Origin of the sequence: Acinetobacter baumannii (assembly GCF_009759685.1) — a bacterium.
Taxonomy (GTDB): Bacteria; Pseudomonadota; Gammaproteobacteria; order Pseudomonadales; family Moraxellaceae; genus Acinetobacter; species Acinetobacter baumannii.
Map to the genome: position 1 here is coordinate 46113 of NZ_CP046654.1, position 26635 is coordinate 72747.

The window sequence follows — 26635 nt, forward strand, 5'->3', positions numbered from 1 at the left end:
TTCATTTATTATTTGACTTATAACATTTTCTTAACTTTATTATGCTTAAATCTTTTTTCTTTTTATCTTCTAATTTCCTTCTAGGCTCTTTAATAAGTAGTTCCGTTTTGGCTCAAGCCCCTGTAAAAAATCAATCAAAAATCGATTTTCACAACAATCAGGCCCAGTTCCAAATCAAATCTAAAAATACTGGACATGAATATCTTATTCAAATTTATAAACCACCTGTTGCCCCACCCCAACATGGTTATCCGGTACTTTACATATTAGATGGTAATGCAACATTTCCAAGCGCAATGAATATTGCCCAGTCGATTGGAGCAGGCTCTGCAAAATTAGGTTTAGATCCGCTCATTATTGTAGCTGTGGGCTATCCTCAGCAAAAAACCTTTGATGTGCAAAAACGCGCTTATGATTACACCCCAAAACCTTCTGCCGAGTTTCAAGCACAAGGTAAATATAAATATGGTGGTGCTGACCAGTTTATTGCTTTTTTAAATAATGAGCTTAAGCCTGAAATCGCTAAACAGTTTCCAATTAATAGCCAACAGCAAAGTCTCTATGGGCATTCTTTTGGAGGGTTGTTTGTGCTTTATCATTTTTTTCAAAAACCTACTGCATTCCAGCGTTACTTTGCTGCAAGTCCTTCTCTCTGGTTTGATCAAGGCATGTTATTTCGAGAATTAGAACAATGGCAAAGTCAAAAGCAAACCGTGTTCCCAATGCTGATGACGACAGTCGGTACACATGAACAAGGTGGGCCACATACCCAGTTTAATCAAAGAATTAATAAAGACGATTTCTTTAAAGTCTTAGAAAATAAGCGTTCAGACCAATTTACTTATTGGCATTTCAATAATCCTGCTGAACAGCATATCACCAATTTGTATGCGAGCTTACCTAAAGCGCTTATGTTTGCTTCATGCCAAAATCTAGAAAGCTGTAAATCTTTATTCGATGAACCAACGCAGAAAACAGCTAAATAATAAAAAAAAGCCTACTCAAAGGTAGGCTTTTTTTGAAACTATTATTAAGCTTTACCGATTAATCCACGTGCTACGATTTCTTTCATAATTTCATTTGTACCGCCGTAAATACGTTGAATACGGGCATCTACAAAGAAGCGTGAAATTGGATATTCAGTCATATAACCATAACCACCAAACAGTTGTAATAGGTTATCCGCCACCTTCATTTGCATATCTGTACTAAAACTTTTCAGTGCTGCAGCCGTCTCAACATCAAGTTTACCTTCTTGATATAAAGCAACATTTCGCTCATAGAAAGCTGTTGTCGCAAGCTCATCAATTTTTGCTTGTGCTAAAACAAAACGAGTATTTTGGAACTGTGAAATAGGTTGACCAAATGCATGACGTTCTTTTACATAAGCGGTTGCCAAATCAATTGCACCACGAATAGCGCCAACCGCTGTCGATGCGATAGCCGTACGTTCGCGCGGTAATTCTTGCATTAAATAAGCAAAACCTTGTCCAGCTTGTCCGAGTAACTGATTTTTAGGAACCTTAACATTGTCAAAAAATAGCTCAGATGTGTCTTGAGAATGCAATCCGATTTTGTCGAGGTTAGTTCCTTTTTTGAAACCTTCTAGGTGAGTATCCACCAATAATAACGATACACCTTTCGCACGCGCTTGCGGATCGGTTTTTACTGCAAGCACTACAAGGTCAGCATGTTGTCCATTTGAAATAAACGTTTTAGAACCATTTAGCAAATAATGGTCATCTTGCAAAATGGCACTGGTACGCATTGACTGTAAGTCTGAACCGGCACCCGGTTCTGTCATACCAATTGCTCCGACTACTTCACCTGTTACCATTTTCGGTAACCAGTATTGTTTTTGTTCTTCGGTCCCAATATGTAAAATATAAGGCGCCGCAATCTCAGAGTGACAAGAAATAGCAGTTGATAATGCACAAAATCCAGCACGAGCCGATTCTTCAACTAACATTAATGAATAATACGTTGGGACGCCATAACCACCATATTCTTCTGGGACATCCACACATAAAAAACCATTTTCGCCCAGTTGAGACCAAACTGAACGTGGCATAATTCCTTCACGTTCCCATTGGTCATAATGTGGAGCAATATGCTCATTCATAAAACGTTTAAAATTATCACGGAATAATTCTAAATCTGCATCATATGCCAACATAATATTTTCCTTCGGCTTTATTGTTTTATCGAATCTCATTGCTGTGCATGCTAATCATTTTTTACACAACTGTCATGGCTTAGCTGCTCATTTAAACTGTACTTTTCAGTCAGCCAATAAAAAAGGAAGCCAAAGCTTCCTTTTTTATATAGGTAGATCTGAATTAATCTAAACCTTCTGCAACCTGAGGATTTTTTGGAGCCAACATTTTTCTGTCAACTTCATCTGGGTTGTTTAAAGCATCATTGAGCTTATCTTTATCTAAAGCACCCACCCATTTTGCAACTACAATCGTTGCCAAAGAGTTACCAACAAGATTGGTTAAAGCACGTGCTTCTGACATGAAGCGGTCAATACCTAAAATCAATGCCAAACCAGCTACCGGAATATGTCCTACTGCAGATAAAGTTGCTGCCATAACAATAAAGCCAGAGCCTGTTACACCCGCTGCACCTTTAGATGAGATTAGGAGTACCAACAACAAAGTAATTTGATGTTGAATATCAAGCTGTGTATTCGTTGCCTGAGCAATAAAGATTGCAGCCATAGTCAAATAGATTGATGTACCATCAAGGTTAAATGAATAACCTGTTGGAATAACTAAACCAACAACCGACTTTTCACAACCTGCAATTTCGAGTTTACGTAACATGCGAGGCAAAACAGATTCAGAAGAAGATGTACCAAGTACAATTAATAGTTCTTCACGAATCAGGCGAATCATTTTCAGAATACTGAATCCACTAATGCGGCTGATTGTACCCAAAATAAAGAAAATAAAGAGTAAACACGTAATATAGAAGCAGATAATGAGCTGGCCTAACTGTACCAGTGAACCTACACCATATTTACCGATAGTAAACGCCATTGCCCCAAATGCACCAATTGGCGCAAGCTTCATAATCATATTCACAATGTTAAAGAACACGTGTGCAATTTGATCAATTAACTTTAAAACTGGGCGTCCTGCATCACCTAACTTATGAAGCGCGAAACCAAATAGGATTGCAAAAAGAAGGACCTGTAAGATTTCACCATTTGCAAATGCACCAACCACCGTATCCGGGATGATGTGCATCAAGAAATCAATGGTAGATTGTGACTCACCAGAAGTGACGTATTTTTGGATACCTGAAGTGTCCAGAGTTGCAGGATCAACATTCATTCCTACGCCTGGCTTTGCAATGTTAATCACCACAAGGCCAATCAGAAGCGCGATTGTTGAAACGATCTCGAAGTATAACAACGCAACACCGCCAGTTTTACCAACTGACTTCATGCTTTCCATACCAGCAATACCACTTACTACTGTACAGAAAATAACAGGTGCGATGATCATTTTAATCAAACGAATAAAAGCATCACCTAATGGCTTGAGTTGCTCACCTAAACCTGGAATATGTTGTTCAACACCATTAACAATTTGCGTTGTACTTGGTGAGAAATGCCCTACCAAAACACCCGCAATAATCGCAATAATCACTTGAAAATAAAGTGATTTATAAATCGGTTTTTTAGCCATAACTTTACTTCAATCTATATTTCCAAGTCCGTTGGAAATATCAAAATGAAACGTCTATTCTTTACGAATACACAGCCCTAACCTTTCACATGAACACCGCAAAAGGGAAACGGTTTTTTAGAAACAAAAAACCTTCCTACTACCTCAATGAAAACAAAAAACTGTTTTCTAAAACAGGAGAATACCTGAAGTTTCTAACTACTTTGAGTAGCTAGAAATAACCTCTTACTTTTTCAATAAAAAGCTGAAGATATAGGAGAATCACAGAAAATTATGATATGAGTGCTCAAAAAAGCACATGAAGTTTACTCGAATTAAATAACGATTCGATTAAAATTTTGGCTAATACGCACAAAAAATACTCATGCAACCTTAAGACTTTAGTATGAGAAACACTTTTGATATTTTTTCATCAGTTTTTTATGTCATATTGATAAGTCCTTGTAGACATTTCATTTTGAGCTGCCTACTCCCCTTATTTTTACTGTTTTGAATTGCCATGAATACTAAACGTAATATCTATAAAGATGCTGAACATCCCTTTGCTCAATATGTCCGTATTTTAGGTAAGGGGAAAACTGGATCTCGCTCACTGAGTTATGAAGAAGCCTATCAGGCTTTTACTATGATTTTAAAAGGCGAAGTTCTTGACGTTCAGTTGGGTGCTTTTTTAATGTTGCTACGTGTTAAAGAAGAATCGATTGATGAACTTGCAGGTTTTGTACAAGCCACCAAAGACCAGCTTCATTTTGCACCTTTAGAAGTTGACTTAGATTGGTCATCTTATGCTGGTAAACGTAAACATTATCCTTGGTTTTTATTAGCGGCTCTTACCCTTGCTCATCACGGTTATAAAATCGTAATGCATGGCGCTTCCGGACATACCATTAACCGAATTTATACCGAACAAGTTTTGGGATATTTAGATTATAAAATTTGCCATTCTGAACAAGAAGTTCGCACCCAATTGGCAGAACAAAATTTCGCTTACCTACCCTTAGAAGTAATTTCACCAGTTTTAAGCGAACTGATTTCTCTAAGAAATGTCATGGGATTGCGTTCGCCTATTCATACTTTAGCCCGTTTAATTAATCCTTTTAACGCTAAGGCCACCTTACAAGCTATATTCCATCCCGCTTACAGAACTTCACATCAGCATAGTGCACTTCGCTTAGGCTATCAAAATAGCGCAGTTATTAAGGGCGAAGGCGGCGAATTCGAGCGAAACCCAGACGCGAAAACGCTGATTTGTGGTATTAAAAATGGTGAACTCTATGAGCATGAGTTGCCAAAGCTTACGCCTGAACGTAGCCCAATTGAAGAAGAGTTAGACTTAGCAACCTTTAAAGCTGTCTGGCTTGGTCAACAGCATCATGAATATGGGGAAATGGCCGTAACAGAAACCATGGGTATTGCGTTATATACCATGGGCGTGGTTTCTAATTTCGAGGAAGCGATGCACAAAGCAAAAGTATTATGGGAAACACGAAATACAAACTCAGAAGGCTAAATATAGTCCATACAGCCTTATATAGCATGTTTTTCCTATATCACTGCATATAGGCTTTTATTACTTTTGAAGGATCAAAAGTAACCAAAAATCCTCTGTATCACTGACGATACTTCCTTGTATCGCAGTGATACGGGCGACATCCATGTCGCCTACACGATAGCAAATACTAACTAAGATTTATTCTAAAAGTGATTTTAAACAAAACGAATCGGTTTAAATTCAGGCTCATGCTTGTGATGATCATCTTCACAAACCTCACCCTCTTCTTTAGTACCACGGTCAATATAACCACTACGTTGTTCTTCTGGTAAGTTCTTTAACTCCCAAGCAATAACAGCTTGCATACATGTTTCACGCTGTTCTTTCGTTAAAGCAACACCATTTGGCCATTTACCAATTTCTACTGCTGTTTTTAAACGCTCTACAATCTCAGGGTTTAAAACAGATAGCATTTGTTCAATATTCATGATTCATCTCTTTGAAAAGATTCAAAATCTTGGTTCCAACCCAATTTGGTACGACAAGCCATATAGAAATCATAACCAGGTGGGTGTAATAAACTTAATTTAAATGGGTGTTTGCGGATGTGCAAACTATCACCGACATTGAGAGAGACACTATGTTGTCCATCTGCACTTACCATCGGTAATACCCGATTTTCGCGAATGACGATTTTAATTTCACTTTGCCCACCAACTACGATCGGGCGTGAAGATAATGTATGGGGATGCATAGGAACTAATGCAATAGCATCCATACTTGGATGTAAAATTGGACCACCACCTGATAAAGCATAAGCAGTTGAACCGGTTGGTGTCGAAACAATTAAACCATCACTATGCTGGCGATAAACATATTGCCCATCGATATTGAGTTCAAAATCGATCATATGTACCGACTTACCAGAGTGTAGTACGACGTCATTTAAAGCAATTGCATCATAAATGACTTCACCATTAGTACGTACTTCCATTTCAAGCAAGAAACGGCGATCAAGCTGGAAATGACCTTGTAAAACCTGATCAAGCTTAAAAATAGCTTCCGAAGGCTTAATATCGGTTAAAAAACCTAAACGTCCACGGTTAATCCCGATTACAGGCGTATTGTAGCGCACTAAAGCTCTGGCTGCATGAAGCAATGAACCGTCACCGCCTACAACAATCACCAGATCAGCGACTTCACCTAATAAGTGACGACTAACGACTTGCGCATGATCATAGGGCACTAATTCGGCAGTTTCCTGATCAAAAATGGGGTTTAGGCCTAAACTTAGCAAATGGTCATGAATTAAACATAGTGTTTCTACAACTGATGATTTATCTGGTCGACCAATTAACCCGACGTTTCTGAAGGACTTATGTGAAATTTGCACGAATGAGTAAGCTCCGCTGCGATTCTACGCTATCATAACATTAACCAGATTAATTTAAAAAAACATAACAACAAGATACTGTAAAATTCAATCTAAGTTTTCCATTTATTCACAGTTTTATCATTGCAAATTGATGACAAGCTATCGCATCATTAACGCATTGTTTAGGGTTTTATCTCATTTATATGAAGTTTGAACGTGGTATCGGTTTCTTCGCGCTAATTTTTTCCATTTTGGTGATTGGTGCTTTTATTGCTCTTAGTATCTATCTGATTCGTTTAGATAATATTATACGTGAAAAATTTGAAGGACAACGCTGGGACATTCCGGCCAAGGTGTTTGCTCGACCTTTGGAAATTTATAATAATGCGCCAATTACTCAAGCAAATTTCACCCAAGAATTAAAATTACTAGGTTACAAAACTTCAAGTAATTATGACAAGTCTGGAACCTATGTTGCTCAAGGCAGCAACATGTATGTCCATACACGTGGTTTCGACTATGGCGACAGCATAGAGCCTGAACAGGTTTTAGAACTGAGTTTTGCAAATGACCAAGTTGTAGAAGTTCGCAGTACAAAACCTTCATCAACTGGAGTTGCCCGTTTAGAACCTTTATTAATTGGGGGCATTTATCCTCAACATAATGAAGACCGCGTTTTGATTAAGCTTAATAGTGTTCCTAAACCACTTATTGAAGCTTTAATTTCTACAGAAGACCGTAACTTTTATCATCACCACGGTATTTCGATTCGTGGTACAGCACGTGCTTTGGTAAGTAATGTAACTGGAGGACGTCGCCAAGGTGGTTCGACCCTCACCCAACAGTTAGTCAAAAACTTCTATCTAACCCCTGAACGCACACTTAAACGTAAAGTTAATGAAGCATTAATGGCTTTACTTATTGAGTTGCATTACAGCAAAGATGAAATTTTAGAAGCATATTTAAATGAAGTGAATTTAGGCCAAAACGGTAACTATTCAATCAATGGTTATGGATTGGCCTCTCAGTTTTATTTTGGTTTACCACTACGTGAGCTTAATGTTGCACAACAAGCTTATTTAGTTGGTTTGGTTCAAGGTCCATCTTTATATAACCCTTGGAAAAACCCCGAAGGGGCAAAAAATCGTCGCGATACAGTATTAAATAACATGCGTGTCATGGGGTATTTAACTCAAGCAGAGTATGAAACTGAAATTGCGCGCCCTTTAAATGTTCTAAGCAAGCCAAGCCTAGGTCCAGCAAAATTCCCTGACTTTTTAGATATTGTGCGTCGTCAATTACGTACCGAATATCAGGAAAGTGATTTAACCAATCAAGGATTACGTATTTTTACGACCTTGGACCCAATTGCTCAAACACAAGTTCAAAATGCTTTTAAAGCTTCTGTAGAGCGCTTAGCTAATAGCAACCCTGCTCGCTTGAAAAACCTGCAAGGGGCTGTACTGATTGCCCATCCTGAAAATGGCGAATTAATTGCAGCTGTCGGGTCAACACAAGACTTTACCGGCTTTAACCGAGCCTTAGATGCAAAACGCCAAGTCGGTTCTTTATTGAAACCTGTCATTTATTTGAGCGCAATTGAATCTGGACGTTATAACTGGGCAAGCCAGATTGAAGACGCTCCAATCAGTGTTCCAGTAGATGGCGGTAAAAGTTGGACACCGAAGAACTATAGCGGCGGTGGTCATGGAATTGTGAGTTTAAGTGAAGCCTTAGCAAATTCTTATAACCTTTCTGCTGTGCGCTTAGGTCAAGAGTTTGGGTTATCTACATTTACCAACAACTTAAGAAAATTTGGTGTTGAATCGACAATCCCGGCCTACCCTTCTATTTTCCTGGGTGCAGTTAATATGTCACCAATGGAAGTACTGGGTATTTATGAAAACTTTGCTACAGGCGGTTTCAAATATCCGACTCGTGCGATTCGTTCTGTTGTAGATGCAAATGGACGTTTACTTGATCGTTATGGTCTAAACGTACAACAAACCATTGATCCATCTGTCGGTTATATCATGAACTATGGTTTACAACAGGTCATGTCATCAGGTACAGGACGTGCAGCCTATAACAGCTTATCTCCAGCTTTAAAATTAGCGGGTAAATCAGGTACGACTAACGATACACGTGACTCATGGTTTGCCGGCTATTCAGGTAATCATGTTGCAGTAGTATGGTTAGGTTTAGATGACAATAAAGTAACTGGTTTAACAGGTTCATCTGGTGCATTACCAGTATGGATTAATGTGATGAAACAATTACGCCAGACACCAGTAAACTTACGTCAACCAGACTCTGTACAGTGGCAATGGATTGACCGTGCATCGGGTGACTTATCGGCACAAGCTTGTGATGGTGCCGTGTATATTCCAATGCTAGCGCATACAGTCCCACATCGTGCTACGCCATGTGGAGCACCGTATTATCAAGTTGATCCAACATATACGCCACAAAGTGATAACACAATTCCTGAGCCTCAGGATGATAATACCGACAGTTATATTCGTGAAAGTGAAAACCAGATGGAACAAGATCTGTCGAATAACACACGAATCATTTCAAGTGGTAGTTATAACAACTAAGCGTTAACAGGAAACAGGATATGTTAAAGAAAGGTGTTTTTTATATTGGTGCTGTACTTATGGTCGGCTGTACAACTTTACCAGATCATTCAGCTCCAAAAGAGAAAACACCTCCTGTTTCTGAAAAGAAGAAGTCCGAGTCCTCATCTGGTGTAAAAATTACACCTTATGATCATCCGGAAATTCAACGTAAAAGTTTACAAGTGATTGTTCCTCAGCAGAAAAAGCCGCAACGCTTTGATGATGACGGAAGCCAGTTACCCGCTTTTAAAACTTTAATGCAAAAAACCGAGCAGGCTTACAAAAACCAACAATGGTCCGAGGCTGAGCGCTACGCTCTTCAAGCACAGCGTTTAGCGCCACAGGCAGCCGAGACCTATTTATTTCTGGCATTAACTGCAAATCATAAACAGCAATATTCTAACGCTGAGTCTCTTGCAAGACGTGGTTTAAGCTTTGCGCAGAGTCAAGCCATGAAAAAACAACTTTGGTTGGTCATTTTAAAAGCTGGACAACAGCGCAATAACCCAAAAACTGTTCAAGAAGCACAACAAGCATTGAAAGCTTTCTAGCTTTTAATGCTTTATTTCTTATTAAAAATTACGAATACCCGCCAAGCCATATGCACCATGTTGTTGTGCTGTGGCTAAATCATCAGGACTCATGCCTCCCAAAGCAAATACGGGAATTTGGCACTTCTCGATTAAATCAGCAAAACGATCCCATCCTAATGCACTAACGTCCGGATGAGTAGCCGTCACTTTTACAGGACTAACAAAAACGGCATCACAGCCAATTTGCTGAGCATGTTGTAAAGAAACTGCATCGTGACAAGCAGCAATAAAACGTATTCCTACCTCTAAGTCACCTTTATGTAAACTCATGAGCTGAGATTGTTTTAAATGAACAGTCTTGATCTGTTTTTTTAATTCGGAGCTCAATTGCTGCCAAATATCTACATTTATAATTAAATTTGATCGTTGCCCTTCATCTAAGGCCGTTAATTGTTCTACTTCTCGCGGGCCAAATTCATCTTCTATACGCCAATATAATAAAGCATCACTATTCTCTACAGATGTAAGTGTATGGCTAATTTTAATAAAATGAGGCCAATATAATCTTTTAATAATGTCTTTATTAGCTTTCGGGAAGTTTAGGTGAAGTAGCTGTTCACGTGTGTACCATGTCCAAGGCTGATGGATAAGATTTAATAACTCATCAGGTACATAACTATGGAACAAATGAAGGTTGACAATAATGTCATCATATTCATGGTGAATATAATCAAATTGATGCCAATCTTTTAAACCAATACCGACTTCTTCATAAATTTCACGACGACAGGCTTCTTCAGGCGTTTCACCCTGCTCTACCTTTCCACCAGGAAACTCATGCTTTCCACCTTGATGCTGCTGTTCACCACGCCATCCCACTAATATTTTTCCACGATGAATTAAGATAGCTATTGCGACATCGACAATCGGTTTGGGCATTTTTCTACTCACTAAAATTTTTCACAAGTGTAAGCAAATTTTATCAATTTATAAAATCTTTAAAATCTCATTGACAGATCTATTCGATAATGATTATCATTTAAATCGTTCAAGAATATACCACGGAGCACAACAAATGAACGCACCTTTTAGCTTATTTACACGCAATACAGATTCAGCTCATGCCTTACCAATGCTGCATTCTAACAACCTATTTGCCTTAGGTCGTGAAATTCGAATTATGCATGCTGGCGAGGAATATCGTTTACGCCTTACTCGCAATAACCGTCTCATTTTAACTAAATAAGAACGATCCTCGCGTTTCAATAATATTCGTGGGAAAACAAAAAATGGATAGCATGGGCAACCATGCTATTTTTGTATTTCACGGTTAAAAGGCAGTATTACTTCAACTTTTAAGCCACCTTGGCTTGCATGCATAAAATGTAATTCCCCACCATGGAGTTGAATAATTTTTTTAGTAATTGATAACCCTAACCCTGAGCCTTGTTGCTTTGTCCCTAATACACGAAAAAAACGCTGTCCTAAACGCCTTAAGACTTCATCATCCACACCATTCCCAGTATCTTCTATAGAAATCTTCAGCTTTTGCTGGTACTGGCTTAGCTCAACATGAATAGCACCCAAAGCCGGACTATAACGAATAGCGTTATCAAATAGATTTCTAAAAGCAATAAACATGAGCTCTTCATTTGCAAATGTTTTGGTTTCATTTGACAGAATGTTTGTCTCAATTACCATGTGTTTGGCTTGTGCATCAATATTTACTGTATCTATCACTCTAGCTAATACATGATTTAAATCAACGACACTCTTAGAGAGTTCTAATTGCTCTGTTTCATTAGGTTCCAAGCGAGCGAGTAACAATAAATTTTCCAGTATTTTTGTACTTCTTGAAACGTCTTCTTGAATACGCTCAAAATCATGATCAAGCTCTGGAATATGCTGATATTTCCGTTGCAACACCTGAAGACGCATTTGTATGGCTGATAAAGGTGAACGTAGTTCATGTGAAGCATCTGCAGTAAAACGCTGTTCAGCAACCAGTGCCCTTTGTAGCCTTGCAAGTAGCTGATTTAAAGCATCAATCACAGGCTGAATTTCTGTAATAATATCTGGTTCTTGAATTGGCTCTAAGTTTGAGGCAGTTTTTTGAGCAATACGTTTAGAGAGTAAATTCAGCGCAGCCAATTGTTGCTCGGTACGCCAACTTACAATAACCCACTGTAGTAACCAGAACAGCACCATAAGGCCACTATATCCAGCAAGTGCTTTTAATACTTCTTCAATACGTGTACTAATGGGCTGAAAAACTTCAACTTGTAGCTGAGAATCTTCTTGTTGTGCTGCCAGACTACGCCATAACTGGCCATCAAACCAAAAATATGAAAAACCTTCTGATAAGTTACCTTTTTCAAAAAGTTCATGCTGATAGGTATGAGAATGGGTAAGCACCTGCCCTGTATCTAATAACTCATATTGAATATCAAATTCATCACTCAGCTCGTCAAACTGCTTCATCGAGTGTTTAGAAAGGTCAGAAACCAGTAAGGTATCTGAAATTTCATCCATGATTTCATCTTGTACTGACATGTTATGATAAATCGAAAATATGGTGAGTAAACTTAATGCCAGTAGCCCCACCACAATACTGCTCCACATGGTGGTTTTAACCAATTGTGACTGCAAGGATGAACGATTTGATCTCATTTTAAGTCTCCCATACGGTAGCCGAGCCCCCGTATGGTTTTAATACTACTGCTTCCGATTTTCTTTCGAAGTTGATAAATAAATACTTCGATTGCGTTACTCTCGATTTCCTCGCCCCATGCATAAAGTGCTTCTTCTAATTGATCACGGGTAATAATATGCTCAGGATGAACCATAAGTTTACGTAATATTTGAAATTCTTTTGCTGTTAAATCGATAGTCTTACCAGCAGATAATACAACTTTCGCTTGTGTATCAAGTTGCAAATCACCCCACGTTAAAATCGATTGCTGACTCAGAGTTTGTTTACGTAATTGAGCGCGGATGCGAGCCGATAATTCTTCTAGGCTAAATGGTTTAACCAAATAATCATTTGCACCTAAATCAAGCCCTTCTACTCGGTCATGAATACTGTCGCGTGCGGTAATAAAAATCACGGGAACGTTTTTTTGTTTGTGGCGGATGGTTGTTAAAACTTTTTCACCAGCCAGTTGGGGCAAGCCCCGATCAAGCAAAATACAGTCATAATCATGCTGCTCAATTGCTGTAAGGGCATAATCACCACGTTCTACCCAGTCTACTTGATAACCGTCTAATTCTAACCATGATTGAATACTTTCAGCTTGAGAGCGATCATCTTCTGCAAGCAAAATTCTCATCTGTTTTTCCTATTATATCCTGATTAGATGTTGCCAAGTCTTTATAAAAAAAGCAAAGCCGCATGATTTAAATGCGGCTAAAAGGAATAAATGTAGAAATTAATTTATTAGAACTGGACCTGATCCACATCAATTTCTACACGTTTTAAAGGCTTATAATCTATGTCTACTTCACCAATTAAAGTCACATTTTTATTGGCTGAAACAGGACGTCCTTGCCAAAGCTCATCATCTACATCAATTGTAATGTTACCGCTCTTATCGCGGAATTGATATTTTTCATCACCTAAAGATTTTACGACCTGACCATGTAATTTTACAGGTGTATTATCTTTTGATGCTAAAGCTTGTTTCACTGTAGTAACTGTCGCTGGAGCAATAGCTGCCTGATTCACAGGTGTATTTGCTACAACCACACCCGCAGTTGCCATACCCGCAGTCATCAAAATTACTTTAAGCATTTTCATAAAATTACCCTCTGTTATTTGGTTTACCCTTGGAATAAAACAATTACATCATCGGTAGATGAGGTGAATCTTAAGAAAAATTTAATTTAATGGAACAACCCGCAGCACCTCTTCCAAGGTGGTCAAACCTTCAATAACTTTGCGAGCTCCTACAATTCTTAAAGGCTCTACACTTTCTTTTTTAGTTTGGCTTCTTAATTCATTTAATGTCGCATGACTGCTAATAAGATGCTTAAGCTCAAGACTAACTGGCATAAACTCATAAATGCCGATTCGACCTTTATAACCCGTATGCCGGCACTCTTCACAACCTACTGCCCGATAAACTTTTTCAGGCATTTCCATAATGTAGTCAAATGTTAGGTGCTGCCATTCATCTTCATTAATATGAGTTTGTTGTTTGCAGTGCGGGCAAAGCTTACGCACTAAGCGCTGCGCTAATACACCTAAAATAGTCGCGGCTGTTAAAAATGGTTGTACACCTAAATCATGTAAACGGGTCAAACTAGACGGCGCATCATTGGTATGTAAAGTTGATAATACCAAATGGCCTGTGAGTGCAGCTTGAATGGCCATATTCGCAGTATCTTCGTCACGAATTTCCCCAATCATAATAATGTCTGGGTCTTGTCGCATAAGCGCACGTACACCATCTGCAAAGCCCAGTTCAATTGCATGATTGACCTGCATTTGGTTAAAACTAGGCTCTAGCATTTCAATCGGATCTTCAATGGTACAGACATTAACCTGCTCGGTTGCAAGCTGTTTTAAAGAAGAATATAGCGTTGTAGTTTTACCAGAACCTGTTGGCCCCGTAACTAAAATAATGCCGTGACTATTTTGTGTAATACGCTGCCATTGTTGTAATAAAGACTGGTCAAAACCCAATTGCTGAAAGGAACGTACTAACACATCTGGATCAAAAATACGCATAACCAGTTTTTCACCAAACGCTGTTGGTAAGGTAGATAAACGTAGCTCGGTTTCTTGTCCTTTCGGCGTACGTGTTTTTAAACGACCATCTTGCGGTTTACGCTTTTCTGCTACATTTAGCCGCCCTAAAATTTTAATCCGAGAAATCACGGCGGTCAGAGTATTTGAAGGCATATTATAAATGGTATGTAAAACACCATCGATACGGAACCGAACTTTGCCATTGTCTTTACGCGGTTCCATGTGAATGTCACTGGCGCTCTGTTCAAATGCAAATTGCAATATCCAGTCGACCAATTTCACAATATGCTGATCATTGGCATCAGGGTTTTGGCTATCACCAAGTTGTAAAAGCGCCTCTACACCTTTGTTATCACGGTCATGAGCCGCATCTTTTTGAGCTGAGTTTACTGCTCGGCTGACTTGATAATATTCTCGTAAATAACGTTGTAATTGCTCGGGGTTGAGAAATACCCGTTCAATTTTTTTGGGTGCTAAACTCTTCTCTAAATTATTTAGCCAGTCTGTTTGAAAAGGCTGGTCTGTTCCTATCACAATTCGGTCCGCATGGACTTCTACAGCTAAAATATGATTACGGATCGCAAACTCTTGCGACATGACTTGAGTTAAAGCACTCACATCTGCCTTTAAAGGATCAATCACAAATAAAGGTAATTGCGCCCGATCTGCAAACCATTGGCACAGACGGTTTAAACTTAAATGTGCTTGTACATGGTGTTGGTCTTTTAGATTAAAATGCGCAATCCACTGTAATGGATGCCATTTCAACTGATCTTTTTGCCTATTTGTGGTTTGTACAAGTAACTTATCTCGTTCAGTGATACGGCCTTCTTGTAATAGTTGTTCTAGACACCAATGTGTGTCTATTTCTACATGTATATTCATGTGTTTTCCCCAATATATTTTTATAATATATCAGAGAAGTTTTAGATTTAGCCCGTCTAAAAAACCCAAGTTTAGCTTTTAAATATCTTTGAACTTCAAATAATTAATCCAATTCTCAACTTAGTATTTTTTTGTGTCATAGATCATATTTATAAAGATGCTTATTGTGATAGTTTGATTAAAAAAGAGACTAGGCTCAATACAAGAAAAAGCATAAACTGAAATGGAATACATGATTTTTAAATGGCTGACATCTACATATAACAATAAACCAAAGAGGAAGTATTATGAATCTTCCAATGACAATGTCATTACAAATCGTATCTTTTGAAGAGTTTATTACCACCATTGCGGCTGCATTAGGCTGCGGCTTATTGGTAGGTCTGGAGCGCGAACGAAGTAAGTTAAAACACGAATATAAAACTTTCGCAGGTTTTCGTTCTTTTGCAATTAGTTCCCTACTTGGAGCAATTTGTTTTTTATTTGGTCCCGCAATCGGGATTGTAGGCGCTCTACTTATAGGCGCGATCAGTATCGTATCTCTTAAAAATCAGCCAAATGACCCCGGTGTCACTACAGAACTTGCCTTTATTATGACTTACTTTATTGGGGCACTTTGTATCTGGAATATTTCGTTAGCTGCGGGACTCGCCGTCATCATGACGATTATTTTATTAGCAAAACAATCAATGCACGGCATTGCCAGTCAATGGATTACCGAATCGGAATTGCGCGACGGGATTTTTTTACTTGCTCTACTTCTAATTGCTTTACCCTTAGTTCCCAATAAACCTTTTTGGGGACCCGTTCTAAACCCTCATGTGATTTTAAAGTTACTGACGTTGATTTTATTTGTACAAGCCCTCGCACATATTGCAAAGCGGCTTTTATCCTCTAAAAATGCCTTATTACTTTCTTCTTTAGCTTCGGGTTTTGTTTCAAGTACCGCCACCATCGCGAGTCTAGGCTTAGAAGTACGCTCTGGTCGCGCGAATGCCAAAACAAATGCAGGTGCAGCGTTAATGTCATGTGTTTCCACATTGGTACAAACCTTAATTATTGTCATCGGTATAAGTTTGGCGTGGTTCAAACTCATTATATTTCCAACGCTCATTGCATTGGCTTTTTTAGCGGTATGGGCTTTCATCTTATTACGTAAGGCAGAACCCGGTACGACTTCATCTGAACTCGATACCAGAATGTTCAGCTTAAAAGAAGCGATTATTATTGCTGGGACACTTACGCTCATTCAGGCAGGGGTTTATGGTCTAAGCCTATATTTAGGTAATGCAGGCTTAATCGCAGGGACACTACTTGCCTCTTTGTTCGAAATACATGCCGCTATTGCAGCAGTGATTGTACAAGGTGAACCAAATAACTCTCAGACGTCGTTATTAATCGCGTTCATGGGTGGCTTTGCTGTTCATGCAATTGCCAAGAGCATTAACTCTGCCATTTCTGGTGGACTGCATTATGCCCTTGCTTTCATACCTGCCCAAATTTTGCATATGACAATATTTATTGGCTTGCTATGGATGAACATACATTGGTTCTAAATAGCTTTATTAAACGAGCGATGTGTCTTTCACCATATCAACAACTGTAATGACATTGCCATTAACTTTAAAATGAATATCAAAATTCGAAAATTTCATTTTATAGACTCGTTCAGGGTCTTCTTGATAGGCAGGTCTAGGATCTAATGACAATACTTGTTCTAATTCATCAAGATATTGTGCATTAATTTCTTTATTTTTAAAAAGAGACTGCTGGGTAGACAATGCATTTTCAGACCATAAGACCGATTTTCGTTCTGGTTCGGCCTGCGCATAACCACTTTGAGCATCAACAATTGCATCTGAATATTGAATATAAGGCTTAATATCTAAAATTGGCGTGCCATTTAATAAATCACTGCCAGTAACATAAACTCTTAATGATTTACCGACTTTTTCAACCTTGTTTAAACGTACTACAGATAAGCCTATAGGTGCTGGACGATACATACTACGTGTTGCAAACACACCAATTTTTTCATTGCCCCCTAGACGTGGTGGGCGAACTTGAGGCCGAAATTTAGTTGCAGTCTCCTGATTTTTATTGTCATGAAACTGCCAGATGAGCCAGAGATGACTAAATTGTTCGATTCCCTCAAAAGCCAATAAGTCATTATAAGGTTCTACCATTTCGATATAAGACTCGATATTGACCAAATTAGGCTGCCGTGGAATACCAAATTTTTCTCGAAAAGGTGAGCACATGTGCCCGACTATTGGGAGGGTGACAGAATTCATCATCACTTTTTCTTATAAACACAATTAAATATATTCAGTTTATCGGGAATGAAATTAGATTAGAATAGCAACCTGTTTTCTTTTAATCGTGATCGAGACCTTTAATGGCTGCTTTTAACGTTGAACGCATTACTCATGTGCACCACTGGAATGACACCCTTTTCAGTTTTAAAACTACACGCGACGCTAGCTTACGTTTTAAAAATGGTCAGTTCGTGATGATCGGACTTGAAGTGAATGGCAAACCGTTAATGCGTGCATATTCGATTGCAAGTGCGAACTACGAAGAAGAGTTAGAATTCTTCTCGATTAAAGTACAAGACGGTCCTTTAACTTCGATTTTGCAAAAAGTACAAGTTGGCGACGAAATTTTAGTTTCTAAAAAACCAACAGGTACATTGGTTCATGATGACCTTTTACCTGGTAAAAACTTGTATCTATTATCTTCTGGTACTGGTCTTGCTCCATTCTTGTCAATTATTCGTGACCCAGAAACTTACGAACGCTTTGAAAAAGTAATCGTGGTTCATGGTACACGTTATATTTCTGAATTAGCTTATCAAGACCTAATCTTGAACGAATTACCAAACAATGAGTTCTTTGAAGAATTAGGTATTAAAGACAAACTTGTTTACTACCCTACCGTTACTCGTGAACCTTTCCATACTCAAGGCCGTGTAACAACTGCAATTGAAACTGGTGCTTTATTTGAAAAAATTGGTTTACCACGTTTCAACCGTGAAACTGACCGCGCAATGCTTTGTGGTAGCCCTGCATTCTTGAAAGATGTTGCTGCGTTACTTGACCAACACGGTTTAGTTGAATCACCTCGTATGGGTGAAATGGGCGACTATGTCATTGAACGTGCGTTCGTAGAAAAATAAGACTTTTTCTAATTAAAAAACCGAGGCAAAGTCCTCGGTTTTTTATTTCTGTTTTTACAACTTAATCGTACCGTCGATACAAGTAACAGCAGCTCCACCCACTAAAATTTTATCTTGATGTAATTCAAGTTGAAGCTGTCCTTCACGCCCTAAAGCTTGCCCCTGAGAAGAAAGCACCACATCATTTTGCGCAGGCAAAATACCATGGTAACGAATGAAAGATGCTACGCTACCATTACCGCTACCACAAACAGGATCTTCGTAAACTCCATATGCCGGAGCAAATGAACGAACTTCTATGCGCTTTTGCTCATTACTTTCTTCATAAAACCCATAAATTGTAGAGCCTGTTACTTTCATATCTAAACTAAATTGCTTTAAAGCATTTAGATCAGGCTGACTTGCCAAAACAGCCTTAGCATTAACAGCTTGCAATACAACCCAGCGGGCTCCAACATCCACCAATGCGGCATTCCATTGAGTATTGATTTTACATTTTAAAATCTCGGCCAACTTCTCAGTTTGCAGTGCATCTAATGGTGTAATTTTAGGTTTAGGTAACTCAAAGGAAATATGATTTGAGTCATTCACGGTCAGCGTCACCAAACCAGCAGCGCACTGCTGTACCAGCTGACCTTCTTTCGCTTTAACTAGGCCTGCCTCAAGCAAAGCATAGGCTGTACCAATGGTAGGATGTCCTGCAAACGGCAACTCACTTTGTGGAGTAAAGATTCGAACCTGATAGTCAGCTTGTGAATCAGTGGCTGGCAATACAAATGTGGTTTCAGAAAGATTGGTCCAGTTCGCAATGGCTTGCATCTGCTCAGACGTTAAAGTACTGGCGTCCATAATGACTGCAACAGGATTACCTTTAAATGCTTGTGAAGTAAAAACATCAACTTGTTTAAATGCAACAACAGACATAGACCACTCCTACTGATTTTATAATTTAAAATATGGCTTTAAATCCTCACCATTTTTTGATCTTACTGTTTTATTTTTAATGGTCACAGTATCAGTTAATATGAAAAATAATAGACACAGTTCTTAAAACTAAATCCTCCATTAAAAGCATTAAACTAAATTAATCACAATATTTGAGATAAATATGAGATCACTATAAAGTGTATCCATTGCTTTTGCTTTTTAATAAATTGACATGTACAAATATAAAAAAGTGAGTGATGACCTTACTCTTCAAATTCAGAATGGCAGGCAACCTGTCGGTTCTCGGTTGCCATCAATTCGAGACTGTGCCCAACATTATCAAGTTAGTATTAACACCGTAAAAGAAGCTTATCGGAAGCTTGAAGACCAAGGTTTAATTTCTGTTCGCCCCCAGTCTGGCTACTATGTTTGCCATGCACCATCAAACTTGCCAGATCTTGAGGAGCGTTATATCAGTGAAGAAAAAGTGCCCCTTTCAGGAATTAGCTGTTTTCTCGCGCAAATTGTTAAAAAGCAGATGGACCCCGACTATGTCAATTTGGCCCTAGCTTGCCCATCTGGTGAAAACTTCTACCCGATTGAACGTTTAAAACGTTTAACTGCTCAGGTTTTACGAACACAGCCGGATATTTTTAAAAGCTATACTTTACCGCCCGGCTCTATACGTTTACGTACTCAAATTGCGAGGCGAAGTTTACAGCTTGGCATGTTTCTATCCGCAGATGACATTGTGCTGACTCATGGCACTATGGAGGCTTTAAGTCTCGCGATTATGGCAACCACCCAAGCAGGTGACAGCATAGCGCTTGAGATCCCTACTTTTCATAACTTATATCCACTTCTTCAGAATTTAGGACGAAAAATTGTAGAAGTACCGACTTCGCCGCATACAGGGATGTGTCTAGACGCACTTGAAGAACTCTTAAAATCTCAAAGCGTACAAGCCATATTAACTATTCCAACAGGACATAATCCTCTTGGTTTTAGCATGCCCGAAAACAACCGACGTCGTTTAGCAGAGCTCGCTAATCAATTCCAAATTCCTGTTATTGAAGATGCGATGTATGCCGAATTACAACTCATCGAACCTCTACTACCCAACATTAAGGCATTTGACCAAAATGGATGGGTTTTGGTTTGTGGCAGCTACACAAAAACTGTGGCACCCGACTATCGAATTGGTTGGCTAGAAGCTGGACGCTTCCGTAATATTGCCCAGCAGCTTAAATTTACAACTACTGTTGCCGAGCCAGCTTTACTCACAGAAACGTTAGGACTTTTTTTAGAAAATGGCGGATATGATCTACATTTACGTCAGCTCAAAAAACGCTATCAACAACAAATTGACACCATCAAATCTTATATTTGTCGTTATTTTCCAGTCGGTACTCGAGTCAGTCGTCCACAAGCGGGATTTATTTTATGGTTAGAGCTACCCGAATCAATTGATACCCTAGAACTGTTTCATCAGGCCATGGATGAAAAAATCTTATGTATGCCAGGAATTTTGTGCTCGGCTGATAAACGTTTTAGTCATTGTTTACGTATTGCAGCTTGTTTTGAGTTAAATCCTAAAATGTTAAATGCTTTGATGCGTTTAGGAGAGTTAGCAAAAAATATGCTACCTGTACAAAAAGATATAGATCAAATCCCTACTAATTCAGTAGGTTGAATCAAAAATATAGAGTTAATAAAATAAAACCATATATTTTTTATGCCTTTTATTTTATGAAAACCGAACTTCTCTCTCCCGCAGGTTCACTTAAAAACATGCGCTATGCATTTGCCTATGGTGCAGATGCCGTATATGCAGGACAACCACGTTATAGCTTACGTGTACGTAATAATGCTTTTGACCATGACAATTTAAAAATCGGAATTGATGAAGCGCATGCTTTGGGTAAAAAGTTTTATGTTGTGGTGAATATTCAGCCCCATAACAGCAAATTAAAAAACTTTATTCGTGATCTTGAGCCGATTGTAGCTATGCAACCAGACGCTCTTATTATGTCTGACCCAGGCTTAATTATGATGGTGCGTGAGCATTTTCCTGATATGCAAATTCATTTGTCGGTTCAAGCCAACGCTATTAATTGGGCCACTGTTAAATTTTGGAAAGATTACGGTTTAAGCCGTGTCATTTTATCTCGTGAGTTATCATTAGAAGAAATCGAAGAAATCCAGCAACACGTCCCAGATATTGAACTCGAAGTTTTTGTACATGGCGCACTATGCATGGCCTACTCAGGCCGTTGCCTACTTTCTGGTTATATGAACAAACGTGATGCCAACCAAGGTGCTTGTACCAATGCTTGCCGTTGGGACTATAAACTGCATGAAGCCCAAGAAGATTTAAACGGCGATGTAATTCCAGTCACTCAGCTAAATACACCAGAAAAGTCTTGCTGCTCATCAGGACAATCAGAAACAACCTCGGTTCAAACTTTACTCGTACAACGTAATGATGAAGAAATGTTTGCTGCCGAAGAAGATGAACACGGCACCTATTTTATGAACTCCAAAGATTTACGTGCAGTACAACATGTAGACCGTTTAACAAAAATGGGCATCGCCTCACTGAAAATTGAAGGCCGTACTAAATCCTATTTTTACTGTGCCCGTACTGCTCAAATTTATCGAAAAGCCATTGATGATGCATTAGCAGGTAAACCTTTTGACCCAAGCTTAATGACCCAACTCGAAGGGTTGGCAAATCGCGGTTATACCGAAGGCTTTTTAAGACGGCATGTACATAGCGAATATCAAAACTATGCTGATGGATCATCACATTTCGACTACCAACAATTTTGTGGAGAGGTTGTAGAACGTCACGGTAATTATATTCGGATTGAAGTTAAAAACCGTTTTGTGGTGGGCGACTCACTTGAACTGATGACGCCTCAAGGCAATATCACCTTTAACTTAACCGAAATGCGCGATTTAAAAGGTAACCCAATTACAGATGCTAAAGGTTCGGGGCATTTTGTTGAGATTCCACTCTCACAAGAGGTTGATATCAGTTATGCCCTACTCATACGCAACTTGCCGCATGCAAAAGAAAGTATTACTGCATCTACATTGGCTTATTCAGCGAGTTAAATATGGCACTTTTAATTACGAGTGACTGCATCAATTGTGATATGTGCTTACCGGAATGCCCCAATACAGCTATTTTTGAAGGGAGCAAAGTTTATGAAATCGATCCGCTTCGTTGTACGGAGTGCGTAGGCTTTTATGCTGCACCAACATGTAAGGAGGTTTGTCCAATCGATTGCATTAAACAAGACCCTGCACATATTGAAAACAAAGAACAATTATTAGAGAAATTTAAAGGCCTGAATTTAATCGGCTCATTCTCTTCTTAAAACCATTTAGAGGATCAAGTTAAAATCGCTGATCCTCTTTTTATGACTATGCTGACCAGCTATTAAATAAATGAAGAAATGGTCTAGAGCATATTGCTAGTGATAAAATCAATTTATCAGTTTAGTTCCATTTACTGGTACTTTTGTACCAAAAAAATTGAACAATCGTTAAAACAGGTCAAACTATATCAACATCTCATGTAGATTGATTAAAACCCTTTCTGGCGCAGCTTCCCATGTCTTATCTTTATTTAGCAATTGCGATTGCTTGTGAAGTTATTGCAACTTCAGCATTAAAAGCATCTCAAGGTTTTACTGTTCCAATTCCGTCTATTATTACGGTTGTGGGTTATGCAGTTGCTTTTTATTTATTATCTCTTACGCTCAAAACAATTCCGATCGGGATTGCCTATGCCATTTGGTCAGGCGCAGGTATTATTTTAATTTCTGCAATTGGCTGGATATTTTACAAACAGCATTTAGACTTGGCTGCCTGCATTGGTTTAGTTTTAATGATTGCAGGCATTGTGATCATTAATGTGTTTTCTAAAAACACCCATCTATAAAATATAATAAAAAGCAACCGAGTATGCTGAGAAGCCTTTTAAAAAATTTTATCATACTCGGTGTCAGCAGCTTATTTTAAACTGCCTGTCAAAAATTGCTTTAAACGTTCACTTTTCGGGTTATTGAGTACTTCATCAGGATGGCCCTGTTCCTCAATTTTCCCTTGATGCAAAAAAATCACCTGATTAGATACATGACGCGCGAAACCCATTTCATGTGTCACTACAACCATGGTACGTCCTTCTTCAGCCAAGCCCTGCATTACTTTTAGTACTTCACCTACCAACTCTGGGTCAAGCGCACTGGTTGGTTCATCAAACAACATCACTTCCGGTTCCATAGCCAAAGCACGAGCAATCGCTACACGTTGTTGCTGACCACCAGATAAAAATGCCGGATATTTACTTTCAACACTTTCAGGTAATCCCACTTTACGTAGATATTTGCGCGCACGTTCTTCCGCTTCAGAACGCTTTACTCCAAGTACATGGATTGGCCCTTCAATGACATTTTCCATTACTGTCATGTGAGACCATAAATTAAAGTGCTGAAATACCATCATCAGCTGGGTACGCATTTTTTGTAGTTGCTTTGATTCAACCACTTTTAAATTGCCTTTTTTATCAAAGACCGTGCGTAATTTTTCACCATTGAGCTTAATCGTGCCATTGCTCGGTTGTTCTAAAAAGTTGATACAACGCAGCAAGGTACTTTTACCTGAACCAGATGAACCAATAATACTAATTACATCACCGGCATTTGCATCAAGTGATATTCCTTTAAGTACCTCATGATCGCCGAATGTCTTATGTAAATCGCGAATCACTAGTTTTGCAACCTGTTCCATTTATGTCTCCTAATGATTCGATGGCTTTAAAAATGCCAACCAACGTTTTTCCAACTTACGAAATATCCAAATCAAAATAAATGCCAACACTGCATATAACAATGCAGCAATTCCAAAAGCACTGAAAGTGTCATAGGTTGCCGCATTCACATCACGCGCAATTTTTAAAATGTCGGGAACTGTTGCTGTAAATGCAATGGTTGTGGCATGCAACATTAAAATGACTTCATTTCCGTAAAACGGTAAAGCACGGCGTAACATCGACGGAATGATAATACGTGTGTAGAGTTTCCATTTTGACATACCAAAAGCTTGGGCAGCTTCAATCTCACCATGTGGAATAGAACGAATTGCTCCAGCGAAGATTTCAGTGGTATATGCACCAGTATTGAGCGCGAATGCCAAAATGGTGCAATTTATGCCCTCTCGAAAGAATGCATCGAGTGTCTGATGCTCGTGGACATAATCAAAGCTATAAATACCCGAGTAAATAATCAGTAGTTGGATATACAGTGGTGTGCCACGAAAAACATAGGTAAACAACCAAACTGGACCACGCAACCAGATATTTTCTGATACTCGTGCAAGTGACAAAGGCACAGCAAGCACAAATCCAATACCAATAGAAAGCACTAATAACCAGGCAGTCATCGCCACACCGGTCATTTGTAGGCCATCGGTCCAAAGGTATGACTGCCAATATTGTTGAAGGATTTCAATCATAATTGTCCCTTCCTCACACCAGCAGAATAATGACGTTCAAGCCATATTAAGATCAGGTTCGACACTGTGGTAATTGCCAAATAAATGGCAGCAGCGACGATGCTAAAAAAAAACAGTTGCATGGTACTTCTACCCGCATCTTGCGTAATTTTTACGATATCAGTTAGACCAATAATGGAAACCAGTGCGGTCGCCTTAATCAAAACTTGCCAGTTGTTACCAATGCCGGGCAATGCAAAACGCATCATTTGAGGGAATAATACACGGTGAAAAACCTGCCACGGCGTCATCCCATAGGCCATTGCTGCTTCAATTTGTCCCCTTGGAACTGATTGAAATGCACCACGAAAGGTCTCGGTAAAATATGCACCATAAATGAACGCTAAGGTAATCACACCAGCCACAAATGGGTTGATATCAATTTGGTCCATTTGCAGTGCTTCAGTAATTTGGTTTAAGCCCAACTGCAAGCTATAAAATAACAACAGCATAATCACTAAGTCAGGCACACTACGGATGAGCGTGGTATAGGCGGTTGCAATATAACGTAAGGCTTTAATATTAGAGAGTTTTGAACTCGCACCAATTAAGCCAATAATGACAGAAAGCAAGAGTGATAACAGCGCAAGCTGTATGGTCATCCATGTTCCGCTAAGAAGGAGTGGCCCATAGCCAGAAAAAGACATGACTCATCTTCTCCTTAAAAACAATATCTAATATTGATGAGATGAGAATAGATTTAAAAATGTCGGCACTCAGCCGACATTTTTCACATCATTAGTAAATGCTAAAAGAGAAGTATTTTTTCTCGAGTTTCTTGTATGTGCCATCCGCAATGATTGCAGCGAGTGCCTTGTCAATATTCGCTTTCAAGTCTGCATCTTCTTTACGTAAACCGATAGCCGCACCTACACCCAATGTTTTGACATCAACCACATTGCCACCAGCAAAAGCGAAGTTTTTGCCTTTTGGTTGTTTCAAGAAAGCGCCATCAACCATGATTGCATCTTGTAAAGTTGCATCCAAACGACCAGACATCATGTCTTGGTAAATCAAATCTTGAGTTGGATAAGGAACAACACTCACACCTTTTGGAGCCCAATAAGTTTTAGCGTAAGTTTCTTGAATTGTGCCCTGCTGTACACCGACACGTTTACCTTTTAATGAAGTAGGTGTTGGTAATAACGGCGAACCTTTTTTTGCAACCATACGCGTTGGCGTGTTGTAGATTTTGCTACTAAATAAAATTTGTTTTGCACGTTCATCAGTAACAGTCATTGATGAAAGAATGCCATCAAATTTTTTCGCTTTAAGTGCGGGAATCATCCCGTCAAAAGAGTTTTCAACCCAAACACATTTAGCTTTGAGTTTTGCACAAATAGCATTACCCAAATCAACATCAAAACCAGTTAACTTGCCATCCGGTGTTTTATATTCAAACGGCGCATAAGACGACTCAGTACCAAAACGAATCACCTTCCAATCCTTTGCTTGGACATTCGTCGCAACAGCAGCCAGAACTAAGGTTGTTGAAACGAATATTTTTTTCATAAAGCTTGCCATCTTGAAGCTTCTCCTTAGAACACAAATAAGGTGATAAAAACTTGAGTATTTCGAACTTACTCATCTGCTGAAATAACAGCAATTTCTATA

26 protein-coding genes are annotated in these 26635 nt (G+C 38.9%); 11 read left to right on the top strand and 15 right to left on the bottom strand.

Annotated elements, in window-relative coordinates:
* The first annotated feature begins 41 nt into the window (after nt 1-41).
* Complete coding sequence (locus GO593_RS00270; protein WP_001983601.1) at nt 42-986, top strand: alpha/beta hydrolase; 945 nt, start codon at nt 42-44, stop codon at nt 984-986.
* A gap of 44 nt (nt 987-1030) precedes the next feature.
* On the opposite strand, the gene GO593_RS00275 is transcribed toward GO593_RS00270, so the two are convergent.
* Nucleotides 1031-2176, bottom strand: a complete 1146-nt coding sequence (locus GO593_RS00275) for an acyl-CoA dehydrogenase family protein (RefSeq protein ID WP_000881868.1) — start codon at nt 2174-2176, stop codon at nt 1031-1033.
* A 163-nt stretch (nt 2177-2339) separates the two neighbouring features.
* Entirely contained in the window at nt 2340-3698 is a 1359-nt protein-coding gene (locus GO593_RS00280; RefSeq protein ID WP_001085434.1) for a dicarboxylate/amino acid:cation symporter, read from the bottom strand.
* 499 nt (nt 3699-4197) lie between these two features.
* On the opposite strand from GO593_RS00280, the gene GO593_RS00285 reads away from it, so the two are divergent.
* Nucleotides 4198-5208 (top strand): glycosyl transferase family protein, encoded by a 1011-nt coding sequence (locus GO593_RS00285; protein ID WP_001093406.1) that lies wholly within the window; start codon nt 4198-4200, stop codon nt 5206-5208.
* A gap of 197 nt (nt 5209-5405) precedes the next feature.
* On the opposite strand, the gene GO593_RS00290 is transcribed toward GO593_RS00285, so the two are convergent.
* Both GO593_RS00290 and GO593_RS00295 read right to left on the bottom strand, forming a co-directional pair.
* A complete protein-coding gene (locus GO593_RS00290) occupies nt 5406-5678 on the bottom strand; it encodes a YeaC family protein (RefSeq protein WP_001019667.1) in 273 nt (90 codons plus the stop codon).
* Nucleotides 5675-6583, bottom strand: coding sequence for an NAD(+) kinase (locus tag GO593_RS00295; protein WP_001167242.1), 909 nt, complete (start codon nt 6581-6583; stop codon nt 5675-5677). Before GO593_RS00295 ends, GO593_RS00290 begins: the two co-directional genes overlap by 4 nt.
* Nucleotides 6584-6768: 185 nt before the next feature.
* On the opposite strand from GO593_RS00295, the gene mrcB reads away from it, so the two are divergent.
* A complete protein-coding gene (gene mrcB, locus GO593_RS00300) occupies nt 6769-9165 on the top strand; it encodes a penicillin-binding protein 1B (RefSeq protein ID WP_000667406.1) in 2397 nt (798 codons plus the stop codon).
* 20 nt (nt 9166-9185) lie between these two features.
* On the top strand, nt 9186-9737 hold the full coding sequence (locus GO593_RS00305; protein WP_000913437.1) for a tetratricopeptide repeat protein: 552 nt from the start codon (nt 9186-9188) through the stop codon (nt 9735-9737).
* Nucleotides 9738-9758: 21 nt separating this feature from the next.
* Here GO593_RS00305 and GO593_RS00310 read toward each other — a convergent pair whose 3' ends face one another.
* A complete protein-coding gene (locus GO593_RS00310; RefSeq protein WP_001125745.1) occupies nt 9759-10658 on the bottom strand; it encodes an NUDIX domain-containing protein in 900 nt (299 codons plus the stop codon).
* 136 nt (nt 10659-10794) lie between these two features.
* On the opposite strand from GO593_RS00310, the gene hemP reads away from it, so the two are divergent.
* Complete coding sequence (hemP, locus tag GO593_RS00315) at nt 10795-10965, top strand: hemin uptake protein HemP (RefSeq protein ID WP_000993415.1); 171 nt, start codon at nt 10795-10797, stop codon at nt 10963-10965.
* 65 nt (nt 10966-11030) lie between these two features.
* Here hemP and GO593_RS00320 read toward each other — a convergent pair whose 3' ends face one another.
* The 4 genes from GO593_RS00320 to GO593_RS00335 form a co-directional block, all read right to left on the bottom strand.
* Nucleotides 11031-12389 (bottom strand): sensor histidine kinase, encoded by a 1359-nt coding sequence (locus GO593_RS00320; protein WP_001257358.1) that lies wholly within the window; start codon nt 12387-12389, stop codon nt 11031-11033.
* On the bottom strand, nt 12386-13048 hold the full coding sequence (locus tag GO593_RS00325; protein ID WP_001221450.1) for a response regulator transcription factor: 663 nt from the start codon (nt 13046-13048) through the stop codon (nt 12386-12388). The genes GO593_RS00320 and GO593_RS00325 overlap by 4 nt, the downstream gene beginning before the upstream one ends.
* A gap of 107 nt (nt 13049-13155) precedes the next feature.
* On the bottom strand, nt 13156-13515 hold the full coding sequence (locus GO593_RS00330) for a NirD/YgiW/YdeI family stress tolerance protein (protein WP_000783088.1): 360 nt from the start codon (nt 13513-13515) through the stop codon (nt 13156-13158).
* Nucleotides 13516-13596: 81 nt separating this feature from the next.
* Entirely contained in the window at nt 13597-15354 is a 1758-nt protein-coding gene (locus GO593_RS00335; protein ID WP_001020904.1) for a GspE/PulE family protein, read from the bottom strand.
* 287 nt (nt 15355-15641) lie between these two features.
* Between GO593_RS00335 and GO593_RS00340 the strand changes: the two genes are divergently transcribed.
* Nucleotides 15642-16910: an MgtC/SapB family protein gene (locus GO593_RS00340; protein WP_001052941.1), complete on the top strand. Its 1269-nt coding sequence runs from the start codon at nt 15642-15644 to the stop codon at nt 16908-16910.
* Between the two features lie 9 nt (nt 16911-16919).
* Here the strand turns inward: GO593_RS00340 and tsaA are convergent, their stop codons facing one another.
* Nucleotides 16920-17648: a tRNA (N6-threonylcarbamoyladenosine(37)-N6)-methyltransferase TrmO gene (gene tsaA / locus GO593_RS00345; RefSeq protein WP_001985377.1), complete on the bottom strand. Its 729-nt coding sequence runs from the start codon at nt 17646-17648 to the stop codon at nt 16920-16922.
* Between the two features lie 104 nt (nt 17649-17752).
* On the opposite strand from tsaA, the gene GO593_RS00350 reads away from it, so the two are divergent.
* Nucleotides 17753-18532, top strand: a complete 780-nt coding sequence (locus GO593_RS00350) for a ferredoxin--NADP reductase (protein ID WP_000718711.1) — start codon at nt 17753-17755, stop codon at nt 18530-18532.
* 54 nt (nt 18533-18586) lie between these two features.
* Here the strand turns inward: GO593_RS00350 and GO593_RS00355 are convergent, their stop codons facing one another.
* Nucleotides 18587-19456, bottom strand: coding sequence for a PhzF family phenazine biosynthesis protein (locus GO593_RS00355; protein WP_000117601.1), 870 nt, complete (start codon nt 19454-19456; stop codon nt 18587-18589).
* 229 nt (nt 19457-19685) lie between these two features.
* On the opposite strand from GO593_RS00355, the gene GO593_RS00360 reads away from it, so the two are divergent.
* From GO593_RS00360 to abeS, 4 genes are all read left to right on the top strand, one after another.
* Complete coding sequence (locus GO593_RS00360) at nt 19686-21152, top strand: aminotransferase-like domain-containing protein (protein WP_094081303.1); 1467 nt, start codon at nt 19686-19688, stop codon at nt 21150-21152.
* 56 nt (nt 21153-21208) lie between these two features.
* On the top strand, nt 21209-22579 hold the full coding sequence (gene trhP, locus GO593_RS00365) for a prephenate-dependent tRNA uridine(34) hydroxylase TrhP (RefSeq protein WP_000845854.1): 1371 nt from the start codon (nt 21209-21211) through the stop codon (nt 22577-22579).
* A gap of 2 nt (nt 22580-22581) precedes the next feature.
* The gene (locus GO593_RS00370) at nt 22582-22845 is read left to right on the top strand and encodes a YfhL family 4Fe-4S dicluster ferredoxin (protein ID WP_001196303.1); all 264 of its coding nucleotides are present in this window, start codon (nt 22582-22584) and stop codon (nt 22843-22845) included.
* 236 nt (nt 22846-23081) lie between these two features.
* A complete protein-coding gene (abeS, locus tag GO593_RS00375; RefSeq protein WP_000121132.1) occupies nt 23082-23411 on the top strand; it encodes a multidrug efflux SMR transporter AbeS in 330 nt (109 codons plus the stop codon).
* A 71-nt stretch (nt 23412-23482) separates the two neighbouring features.
* On the opposite strand, the gene GO593_RS00380 is transcribed toward abeS, so the two are convergent.
* The 4 genes from GO593_RS00380 to GO593_RS00395 all read right to left on the bottom strand — a co-directional run bounded on the left by GO593_RS00380 (nt 23483) and on the right by GO593_RS00395 (nt 26545).
* Nucleotides 23483-24259: an ABC transporter ATP-binding protein gene (locus tag GO593_RS00380; RefSeq protein ID WP_000438622.1), complete on the bottom strand. Its 777-nt coding sequence runs from the start codon at nt 24257-24259 to the stop codon at nt 23483-23485.
* Nucleotides 24260-24268: 9 nt separating this feature from the next.
* Entirely contained in the window at nt 24269-24982 is a 714-nt protein-coding gene (locus tag GO593_RS00385) for an ABC transporter permease (protein WP_000569995.1), read from the bottom strand.
* On the bottom strand, nt 24979-25668 hold the full coding sequence (locus GO593_RS00390) for an ABC transporter permease (protein ID WP_000010368.1): 690 nt from the start codon (nt 25666-25668) through the stop codon (nt 24979-24981). The genes GO593_RS00385 and GO593_RS00390 overlap by 4 nt, the downstream gene beginning before the upstream one ends.
* Before the next feature lie 91 nt (nt 25669-25759).
* Nucleotides 25760-26545, bottom strand: coding sequence for an ABC transporter substrate-binding protein (locus GO593_RS00395; protein ID WP_000135838.1), 786 nt, complete (start codon nt 26543-26545; stop codon nt 25760-25762).
* Nucleotides 26546-26635: the final 90 nt, after the last annotated feature.

Bases quoted from the DNA above. Each gene is read 5' to 3' on its own strand.
- tsaA (WP_001985377.1), bottom strand. From the start codon at position 17,648: ATGAATTCTGTCACCCTCCCAATAGTCGGGCACATGTGCTCACCTTTT.
- GO593_RS00290 (WP_001019667.1), bottom strand. From the start codon at position 5,678: ATGAATATTGAACAAATGCTATCTGTTTTAAACCCTGAGATTGTAGAG.
- GO593_RS00355 (WP_000117601.1), bottom strand. From the start codon at position 19,456: ATGTCTGTTGTTGCATTTAAACAAGTTGATGTTTTTACTTCACAAGCA.
- GO593_RS00335 (WP_001020904.1), bottom strand. From the start codon at position 15,354: ATGAATATACATGTAGAAATAGACACACATTGGTGTCTAGAACAACTA.
- GO593_RS00285 (WP_001093406.1), top strand. From the start codon at position 4,198: ATGAATACTAAACGTAATATCTATAAAGATGCTGAACATCCCTTTGCT.
- GO593_RS00385 (WP_000569995.1), bottom strand. From the start codon at position 24,982: ATGATTGAAATCCTTCAACAATATTGGCAGTCATACCTTTGGACCGAT.
- mrcB (WP_000667406.1), top strand. From the start codon at position 6,769: ATGAAGTTTGAACGTGGTATCGGTTTCTTCGCGCTAATTTTTTCCATT.
- GO593_RS00270 (WP_001983601.1), top strand. From the start codon at position 42: ATGCTTAAATCTTTTTTCTTTTTATCTTCTAATTTCCTTCTAGGCTCT.
- GO593_RS00330 (WP_000783088.1), bottom strand. From the start codon at position 13,515: ATGAAAATGCTTAAAGTAATTTTGATGACTGCGGGTATGGCAACTGCG.
- GO593_RS00275 (WP_000881868.1), bottom strand. From the start codon at position 2,176: ATGTTGGCATATGATGCAGATTTAGAATTATTCCGTGATAATTTTAAA.
- GO593_RS00320 (WP_001257358.1), bottom strand. From the start codon at position 12,389: ATGAGATCAAATCGTTCATCCTTGCAGTCACAATTGGTTAAAACCACC.
- GO593_RS00350 (WP_000718711.1), top strand. From the start codon at position 17,753: ATGGCTGCTTTTAACGTTGAACGCATTACTCATGTGCACCACTGGAAT.
- GO593_RS00380 (WP_000438622.1), bottom strand. From the start codon at position 24,259: ATGGAACAGGTTGCAAAACTAGTGATTCGCGATTTACATAAGACATTC.
- GO593_RS00280 (WP_001085434.1), bottom strand. From the start codon at position 3,698: ATGGCTAAAAAACCGATTTATAAATCACTTTATTTTCAAGTGATTATT.
- GO593_RS00310 (WP_001125745.1), bottom strand. From the start codon at position 10,658: ATGCCCAAACCGATTGTCGATGTCGCAATAGCTATCTTAATTCATCGT.
- GO593_RS00370 (WP_001196303.1), top strand. From the start codon at position 22,582: ATGGCACTTTTAATTACGAGTGACTGCATCAATTGTGATATGTGCTTA.
- abeS (WP_000121132.1), top strand. From the start codon at position 23,082: ATGTCTTATCTTTATTTAGCAATTGCGATTGCTTGTGAAGTTATTGCA.
- GO593_RS00325 (WP_001221450.1), bottom strand. From the start codon at position 13,048: ATGAGAATTTTGCTTGCAGAAGATGATCGCTCTCAAGCTGAAAGTATT.
- hemP (WP_000993415.1), top strand. From the start codon at position 10,795: ATGAACGCACCTTTTAGCTTATTTACACGCAATACAGATTCAGCTCAT.
- GO593_RS00390 (WP_000010368.1), bottom strand. From the start codon at position 25,668: ATGTCTTTTTCTGGCTATGGGCCACTCCTTCTTAGCGGAACATGGATG.
- GO593_RS00395 (WP_000135838.1), bottom strand. From the start codon at position 26,545: ATGGCAAGCTTTATGAAAAAAATATTCGTTTCAACAACCTTAGTTCTG.
- GO593_RS00340 (WP_001052941.1), top strand. From the start codon at position 15,642: ATGAATCTTCCAATGACAATGTCATTACAAATCGTATCTTTTGAAGAG.
- GO593_RS00305 (WP_000913437.1), top strand. From the start codon at position 9,186: ATGTTAAAGAAAGGTGTTTTTTATATTGGTGCTGTACTTATGGTCGGC.
- trhP (WP_000845854.1), top strand. From the start codon at position 21,209: ATGAAAACCGAACTTCTCTCTCCCGCAGGTTCACTTAAAAACATGCGC.